General features: G+C 60.6%; 9 protein-coding genes. 4 read left to right on the forward strand and 5 right to left on the reverse strand.

Annotated features, from left to right (window positions below):
- The 4 genes from PLJ71_10110 to PLJ71_10125 form a co-directional block, all read right to left on the reverse strand.
- Positions 1 to 1,019, reverse strand: a 1,019-nt coding sequence (locus PLJ71_10110; protein ID HQM49034.1) for a dihydroorotase, incomplete at its 3' end; no start/stop codon positions are given.
- Positions 1,020 to 1,031: 12 nt separating this feature from the next.
- Complete coding sequence (locus tag PLJ71_10115; protein HQM49035.1) at positions 1,032 to 2,021, reverse strand: aspartate carbamoyltransferase catalytic subunit; 990 nt, start codon at positions 2,019 to 2,021, stop codon at positions 1,032 to 1,034.
- A gap of 1 nt (position 2,022) precedes the next feature.
- Positions 2,023 to 2,610: a bifunctional pyr operon transcriptional regulator/uracil phosphoribosyltransferase PyrR gene (gene pyrR, locus PLJ71_10120; protein HQM49036.1), complete on the reverse strand. Its 588-nt coding sequence runs from the start codon at positions 2,608 to 2,610 to the stop codon at positions 2,023 to 2,025.
- 242 nt (positions 2,611 to 2,852) lie between these two features.
- Positions 2,853 to 3,146, reverse strand: coding sequence for an HU family DNA-binding protein (locus tag PLJ71_10125; GenBank protein HQM49037.1), 294 nt, complete (start codon positions 3,144 to 3,146; stop codon positions 2,853 to 2,855).
- 404 nt (positions 3,147 to 3,550) lie between these two features.
- Here PLJ71_10125 and PLJ71_10130 point away from each other — a divergent pair, with 404 nt between their 5' ends.
- A complete protein-coding gene (locus PLJ71_10130; protein ID HQM49038.1) occupies positions 3,551 to 4,228 on the forward strand; it encodes a metallophosphoesterase family protein in 678 nt (225 codons plus the stop codon).
- A 55-nt stretch (positions 4,229 to 4,283) separates the two neighbouring features.
- Positions 4,284 to 4,919 carry a hypothetical protein gene (locus PLJ71_10135; GenBank protein ID HQM49039.1) on the forward strand — a complete coding sequence of 212 codons (636 nt, stop codon included), beginning with the start codon at positions 4,284 to 4,286 and terminating at the stop codon, positions 4,917 to 4,919.
- A gap of 130 nt (positions 4,920 to 5,049) precedes the next feature.
- Here the strand turns inward: PLJ71_10135 and PLJ71_10140 are convergent, their stop codons facing one another.
- On the reverse strand, positions 5,050 to 5,751 hold the full coding sequence (locus PLJ71_10140; GenBank protein ID HQM49040.1) for a DUF1080 domain-containing protein: 702 nt from the start codon (positions 5,749 to 5,751) through the stop codon (positions 5,050 to 5,052).
- 370 nt (positions 5,752 to 6,121) lie between these two features.
- Between PLJ71_10140 and PLJ71_10145 the strand changes: the two genes are divergently transcribed.
- Complete coding sequence (locus PLJ71_10145) at positions 6,122 to 6,571, forward strand: 2TM domain-containing protein (GenBank protein ID HQM49041.1); 450 nt, start codon at positions 6,122 to 6,124, stop codon at positions 6,569 to 6,571.
- Positions 6,572 to 6,821: 250 nt separating this feature from the next.
- The gene (locus PLJ71_10150) at positions 6,822 to 7,574 is read left to right on the forward strand and encodes an isoprenylcysteine carboxylmethyltransferase family protein (GenBank protein HQM49042.1); all 753 of its coding nucleotides are present in this window, start codon (positions 6,822 to 6,824) and stop codon (positions 7,572 to 7,574) included.
- Positions 7,575 to 7,608 lie beyond the last annotated feature (34 nt).

Consider the following 7,608-nt stretch of genomic DNA (forward strand, 5'->3'; position numbering starts at 1 on the left):
GGTTCAACCAGCTCCGTGATGACAAGTCCCAACGAGGTTTCGAGCCCCACGATGCCGAAGGGGGCGTAATCGAACTCGACGTCCTTTTCGGTCGGCGTGTGCGGGGCGTGATCCGTTGCGATGCAATCGATCGTGCCGTCCTTGATTCCTGTTTTGATCGCTGCCACGTCCTCTTCTTCGCGCAGGGGAGGATTCATCTTGGCGTTGGTATTGAAGGTCGTGACGGCGTCATCGGTGAGAGTCCAATAGTGCGGAGCGGTTTCGCAAGTGACGCGAATGCCGCGCGCTTTGGCCCGCCGCACGATCTCGACGCTTCCCGCGCTGCTCACGTGGCAGACATGAACCTTTGACTTGGTCATCTCGGCAAGCCGCATGAGACGGTCGACGGCGATCTCTTCCATCGCCTTGGGCATGCCCGACAGGCCCAGTTTGGTCGAATTGAGCCCGGCGTTCATGGCGCCGCCCTCGACCAGCGATGCGTCCTCGCAATGACCGAGGTAGGTCAGGCCGCACATGTCGGCGTATTCGAGGCATCGCCGCAATACGCGGCTGGAAGCGATGTCGTCGCCGTCGTCGGTGACCGCGACGGCCCCGACGGCCTTGAGTTCGGCCATTTCGGTCATCTCGGCGCCCGCACGGCCTTTGGTGGCGGCGGCAGCCGGCCAGATCTTGATGCAGGCCGTTTCGCGGGCGCGGCGGTTAACGAACTCGACCATCCCGCCGTTGTCGATGGGCGGTTGCGTGTTGGGCATCGTAACCACCGAAGTGAACCCGCCGCGCGCGGCCGCGCGGCTTCCCGAGGCGATGGTCTCTTTCGACTCGAAACCCGGTTCGCGAAAATGGACATGGATATCTACCAGTCCAGGGCATACGACGCACCCGGACGCGTCGAAGAGCTCGTCGCCGCTCAGGTCTTTGCCGATTCGGGCGATGTGTTCCCCTTCGATCAAGATGTCCAGCGGCATCGATGTCTTCGAGGCCGGGTCAATCACATCTCCGTTCTTGATGACGAGAGTCATTCCGTGGGCTCCCTAAACAGCCACCCTGGGTTTATTGACCAGCAAATGCATCACTGCCATACGCACCGCCACTCCGTTCGTCACTTGCTCGAGAATCACGTTCCGCGGCCCGTCAGCCACTTCAGTCGACAGTTCAACGTCGCGGTTGATCGGGCCGGGATGCATGATCAGGACGTCTTTCTTGGCGGCCTTGAGCGATTCATTGTCAATGCGGAAAAGCCGGATGTACTCCCGGATGCTTGGAAACAGGCACTTGCCCTGCCGCTCCAGCTGGATACGCAGCAGATAAATCACGTCAGCCCCTTCAATGGCTTCGCACAAGTCCGACGTGACGTCGGCGCCCAGTTTCGAGAACGCTCCCGGCAGTAGGGTCCGCGGCCCGCACAGCACCACGCTCGCGCCCAGTTTCGTAAGCCCCCACACATTACTGCGCGCGACGCGGCTGTGGGCGATGTCGCCGATGATGGCCACCCGGAGACCGTCAAGACCCGCTTGCGGGTCGTCGCGCGTCCTGCGCACATGCTGGCGAATCGTGAATGCGTCCAGCAACCCCTGCGTAGGGTGCTCGTGCGCGCCGTCGCCGGCGTTGATGATGTGGCTCGAATGGCGTTCGGCGAGAATGCGGGGCGCGCCGGCGGCGCTGTGTCGGATAACAACGATATCCGTATGCATGGCCTCGATGTTGTACAGGGTGTCGTGGAGCGTCTCGCCTTTCTTGGAACTCGAGACGTCCGCGTTCATGGTGAGCGTGTCGGCGCTGAGCCGTTTGGCGGCGAGTTCGAACGAGGTGCGGGTCCGCGTGCTGGGTTCGTAGAACCAGTTGACGACGAGGCGGCCCTGAAGCACCGGAACCTTCTTGATGCCGCTCTCGCGCTGGGATACCGCCAGAAACTGCGGGGCGGTGTCGAGGATCATCTCGAGTTCGTCCCGCGACAGGTCCTCGAGGCCGATGAGGTCCTTGCGCGTCCACACGCGCTGCTCGTTCTCGGTCGCGGTGGTCATGTTACTCTTCCCCTCCGCCCGTTTCATTCCCCGCGCCCCGCTCAAGAAGGACGGCGTCTTCGCCGTCGATCTCCTCGATCCGCACGGCTACGTGCTCGTCCGGAGCCGTGGCGAGGGCCCAGCCCAGGTAATCGGGTTGAATCGGCAGCTCGCGATGGCCGCGGTCAACCAGGCAAGCCAGCTGGATGCACTGGGGACGTCCGTAATCCATCACCTCATCGAGCGCCGCCCGGATCGTGCGTCCCGCCGCGATAACGTCGTCAACCAGAATCACCGTCATGCCGTCAACGTCAAAATCAAAGTGGGTTTCATTGCCGACCGTTGCGGGGACGCGCCCGCTACGGAGGTCGTCGCGGTACAGGGTGGTGGCAAGCGAGCCCACGCGCAAACGCGTGCCCGTCATGGCCTCGATGTAGTTCGCGAGCCGGTCCGCGAGAGGCCGGCCGCGGCTCAGGATGCCGAGAAGCGCCACGTTGGCCAGGGAATCGTATGCCGCCGTGATTTCCTGGGCCAGCCGGCGCAGGGCCGCCTCGATGGCCTCGTGGTCCATCACCACCGTGGTCTCAGGAGGGTAGTCTGCTTCGCTCATGGATATTCCTGGCCTTGGTTCTCGCCCGGAGGTGCGAAGCTCAGACAAAAAAAAGCCTTCTCACGTGGTGAGAAGGTGCTTCGCGCTGGTCGCGGTACTCACTTGAATGCGCCCCTCCGAGCCGGTTTTTCGAATTTTAACAAGCCGCACGGGCGCTGTCAAATCACGGGCGCCGGGTGACGCGCAAAAAACCGGCCCGGAAGACTTCCGGGCCGGTCCTCTCCGATTCCCGCGTGTCTCGCCTACTTCTTCGGGGCGATCGCGTCCTTGGCGGCCTTGGCAATGCGGAACTTCAAGACCTTCTTCGCAGGGATCTTGATGGTTTCGCCGGTAGCCGGATTGCGGCCGGTACGGGCTTTGCGATTCACGACCACGAGCTTGCCCAGTCCCGGAAGGGTGAACCCGGTCTTGGCTTCTCTGTACGCGATTTCCTTTATCTCCTCGAGGACAGCGGCGACATCCTTCTTGGTCAGGCCGGTCTTGTCGGCCAGCGCCGTCACGATCTGCGCTTTGGTCATGGGCTTCTTTCCTGACATTGGTTCTCCTCCTGGCATCGTGAAAGCTCTTCAAGCTTTCGTAAAACGTCCGCCGCGGGACCGGGGAAGCGCTACAGGCGCCACCCACTCGCGGCAAATTAACTCCCCGAGGGCCCCCTTATGTTGTTGGCCCGTGTGTTTGATTACAAATAAAATAGCGTTTTGTCAAGCCTTATTTTTCAAGGCCATTCGAATTTCGGTTCTCGAAAACCCTTGTCAATAGAGGGTCAAACACGATCCGTGTCACATGGAGATCTATGTAGCCAAGCCAGCTAACAACCTGCAAATGCTGTTCTTATGAAACGTTGCGGTTCCGGCGGCCGCACAGCTATAGTACGTGCCAGTGGCGTGAGTTTCACGTTTCCGGCTCACAATGAAAGACTGACGGAGCTCCGAAATAACCGATGTATTTGGCGGTTTTTTGCGCGGTCCGGGGCAACTTGCCCGCATTGCGCGCTATCCTCGAGGCCCTCGAACAGCGCGGAATCGAAACCGTTTTCAACGGGGGCAACTCCGTCGGCGCCTATCCGTGGCCCGATGAAGTCATCGCGTGCATCCGGCAAGCGCACATTCCCACCGTCCAGGGCATTGACGATCGCACGACGGCCCGCCTCTTGCGCAGCAGTGAAAAGCTGCTGCTCAAAATGCCCGAAGACACGCGGCGCGGCCTGGAATGGACGTACGCCCACACCGGCAGCGCGAACATCGAATGGCTGGGCACCTTGCCGAAGCAGCGCCGCTTCACTCTCGAGGGACTCGACATACTGTTGTGTCATGGCGCGCCGACCGGGATGAAAGAGCGGCTGACCCCCGATACGTCTCCGGATGTCTTCAACCGTCAGCGCGAGGCGGCCAACGCGCGTCTGATCCTGTGCGGGGGTTCTGAAGCGCCTTTTTCACGCCTCGTTGAAGACAGCCTCTTCGTGTGCCCCGGCGCGGCCACGGGACCGTCGGGCGCGCGCTACGCTGTCGTTGATACCGAATCCGCCCCCTGGACCGCTACCTTCCACGAGACGCCCTACGACACGGGCCTCGTGCTGCGCCGGCTCGAGGAGGCCGGCCTGGCAGCCAAGGAGTCCTGACACGGCGCACAAAGAGCCGCCTGTAAACCGTGCATCGCACAAGGAGGAACCCATCATGCCCGCGGAATCAGCACAACGCGCTGCCGCCATTCTTCGCGACGCAAGCCAGTTTCAATGGCACGTGATAACGCTCTTCGCCCTGGCGGTCTATGTCTACACGGTTGAGATCCAAAAACGGGACTGGAACGTGCTGTTCGGCGGGCTGGCGTTCTGGGCTATGGACTGGTTCAATGAGACTTGGAACTCGCTCGTTTTCCATTTGACAGGTTATGCGCCCGTGTGGGGAGCCCCAGGCGATACCGCTTACCTCATCCTGATCGGACTGAACATCGAGATCTGTTTCATGTTCGCGATCGCGGGGGTCGCCTTCTGCAAGATGCTGCCGAAAGACAAGCATCTCAAGATTCTCGGACTCCCCAACCGCCTCTTCATCGCGCTCACGAGCGCAGCGTTCTGCGTAGTCGTTGAGCTTCTCCTGAATGCCGTGGGCGCGTTGACGTGGGAGTGGCCGTGGTGGAACGCCGGCGCCCCGTGGCTCATTTTCCTCTTCGGTTACTTGCACTTCTTCCTCGTCGCCTTCTGGGTGCACGACATGGAAAAGCTCAAGAACAAAGTCAGGGTCGTGGGCGGGCTGTACGCGTTCGACGCCGCAATCCTGGTCCTCTTCGGCCCCGGCCTCGGGTGGATATGATAGAGGCGCCTCGCCAACGAGACGCCCCTCACTTCCTTTGGGTGACCTGCCGCAGGCTGGAGCACACCCCCGCGCCAAAACCCGGCACGTGGCGCCTCTTATAACCTGCCCGGCGTGCTCTTCGCGCGGTCTACTCGAGTTCCTTGACCTTCATGTTGCGGAACCAGATGGGCGCGCCCGCGTGTTTGCCCTGGAATCCAATCCGGCCTTTTGTCGGCAACTCGGCCTTAGGCCTGCTCAGCCATGACGGGATCTCGGAGCCGTCCGGATTGGTCTTCGCGGAGGTCCATTTGCTCATGTCCATCGAGGTGATGGGCTCGCCGTTCAACACGACGGTGATCAGCTTGTCCTTGCACGTGATGGTGAAGCGGTTCCATTCGCCGGGCTTCTTCACCACGCTTTTCGAGGGAGCGAGGTGCCCGAAGATCGCGCCGCACTGCCACGTCTTGGGCGAATTGGCCCATTTCTCGGCGAAATCATCGGCGATTTGGATTTCGACCGAGTTGGGAATCCAGTTCTCCGGGTCGCTGCAGTAGACGATGACGCCGCTATTTGTTCCCTCAGCCGTCTTGAACTCGAGATCCAGGATGAAGTTGTCGTAATCCTTCTTCGTCCAGATAGCCTTGTCCTCGGTAGCGGTCAATATGCCGTTCTCGAAGGTCCACACGCCTTCCGGCTTGTCGGCGTTGGAAAGATCGGGTTTGAACAGGTCGTTCCACGTGCTCACGTCGGGGTGGGCCGGCTTTTGTTCCGCAGCCGGCGCGGTTTCCTGGCTATAGCACGCCAAGGCCATGCACAACATCGCTGCAACAACTACAACGCGCTTCAACATGGTTCGTCTCTCCCAAGTATTCAGCCCCTTGCTTGCAGAACGTACACCGATACGCTCAAAAAGGGGGTGGTTGCGTGTCCCGGCAATGCTCGGGATTGCCTCTTGGAAACGCAATTGTAGAATCATCGTCATGCACTATCAAGTCGCGCGCCTGAACGCGGAACCCGTATCGCCGCCACGTCCCGCGGCCGCAAGCGCGGGGGCGCCTCAAGATCGTGGCATAATGGACTACTCCAAGGCGAAATTCGCCACGCAATCCCCGCTCCGCACCAGGAAACAAGCCTGCGTAGCGCATTGATAACGAGGGACTTATCCAAATCGCCCCCGTCTGGCATACTGGATGCATACGCACCTGTGGGAGGAGCTTGTGATGAACGACAGGGAACGCACCTATACACAAGATGAAGTCACCGCCATAGTCGCGTCGGCTTTGCGCCGTCAGCGGAGCCGCGACCGGGTCTCGCTGGAAGATCTCGTCGAGATAGCCGCCGAATTGGGGGTAAGCCGGGGCGCGGTCGAGGAGGCCGCGAAACATCTCGCTACGGAACGCGACATGGAGTATGCCCGCGAACAGTGGCTCGCCCGGCAGCGGCGCGAGTTCCGGGACCACGCGGTCGCGTACGTCATTGTGAACGCTTTTCTGATTGTTGTCGACCTGCTGGTGTCGGGCGGCAGTTGGTGGTACTGGGCGCTGATTGGCTGGGGCGTGGGCCTGGCCTTCCACGCCTACAGCACCTTCTTCCCCAACCCCGAAGAGGTCGATAAAGGCGCCCGGGCATTGATCAACGGCGGCAAACTCGAGCGAGAACCCCACGTGTAATCGGGCAAAGGCCTGAACCACCCGCTCCAACCCGGCCTCCGAGCCGGACCAGTTGGAGCAGCCAGACGACTCAGACCTGCCGGGCCTCTTCCTTGGCGAAAGACCGGATAATCCCGGGCAGCGACGCTTGTGCCGCCTTGAGCCACCCTGTATTCTTCACGGGCCCGTCAGACTGTGTATAATGATTGTATGGTGTGAAGGGACCCTGCTACGTTTGTGCACTTGCTCCGGCTGACGAGGAGATGTCGTGATGCCGCTGATGGAGGAAATGGAAAGTTCCGGCAAGTGGCTTTTCCGGTGGAGAAGTTACCTGCCGTTGATCCTGGTGGCGCTGTTCCTTGCCGGCCTGCAGTACTTCTCATATCCTTTCGGCAGCCATATGCTTGACGTGGCCTGGGAGATGGTGTGCCTGGCCGTGTCGCTGGCCGGTCTTGGGATTCGCATCCTAACCATCGGTTACGCGCAGCCGCACACGTCGGGCCGCAACACGAAAAAGCAGGTTGCGGAATCGCTCAACACCTCGGGGATGTACTCGATTGTGCGAAACCCCTTGTACCTTGGCAATTTCCTTGTCGGACTGGGTCCTGCGATGTTTCTTCGCGTGTGGTGGATCCCTGTCATTTACCTCCTGCTGTTCATGCTCTATTACGAGCGCATCGTCTTTACCGAAGAGATGTTTCTCCGCCGCAAGTTCGGGCAGGCGTATTTGGACTGGGCCTCCAGAACGCCGGCCTTTCTGCCCCGGTGGCGCCAATGGCACGCTGCCGAACAAAAATTCTCATTCAGGAAGATCCTCCGCCATGAGCACCAGACACTGTTTGGCATCATCGTGGCCTTCTACGCTATCGAAACCGTAACGGAGGTCGAGATGGGGAATTGGCCGCGCTTCGATATCGCTTGGCCGGACCCCGTTTGGAACATCCTTCTGGCGATAGGGCTTGTCGTATTCGTCGTGATTCGCGTTTTGAGAAAGGTGACGACGCTGCTCCGGGATGAGTCCTGACCCGCCCCTTCCGTTCCCGCCACCGCCGTTTCCT

It is taken from the genome of Candidatus Hydrogenedentota bacterium, assembly GCA_035416745.1.
Lineage (GTDB): Bacteria > Hydrogenedentota > Hydrogenedentia > Hydrogenedentales > SLHB01 > UBA2224.

Bases quoted from the DNA above. Each gene is read 5' to 3' on its own strand.
- PLJ71_10145 (HQM49041.1), top strand. From the start codon at position 6,122: ATGAACGACAGGGAACGCACCTATACACAAGATGAAGTCACCGCCATA.
- PLJ71_10130 (HQM49038.1), top strand. From the start codon at position 3,551: ATGTATTTGGCGGTTTTTTGCGCGGTCCGGGGCAACTTGCCCGCATTG.
- PLJ71_10135 (HQM49039.1), top strand. From the start codon at position 4,284: ATGCCCGCGGAATCAGCACAACGCGCTGCCGCCATTCTTCGCGACGCA.
- PLJ71_10140 (HQM49040.1), bottom strand. From the start codon at position 5,751: ATGTTGAAGCGCGTTGTAGTTGTTGCAGCGATGTTGTGCATGGCCTTG.
- PLJ71_10115 (HQM49035.1), bottom strand. From the start codon at position 2,021: ATGACCACCGCGACCGAGAACGAGCAGCGCGTGTGGACGCGCAAGGAC.
- PLJ71_10150 (HQM49042.1), top strand. From the start codon at position 6,822: ATGCCGCTGATGGAGGAAATGGAAAGTTCCGGCAAGTGGCTTTTCCGG.
- PLJ71_10125 (HQM49037.1), bottom strand. From the start codon at position 3,146: ATGTCAGGAAAGAAGCCCATGACCAAAGCGCAGATCGTGACGGCGCTG.
- pyrR (HQM49036.1), bottom strand. From the start codon at position 2,610: ATGAGCGAAGCAGACTACCCTCCTGAGACCACGGTGGTGATGGACCAC.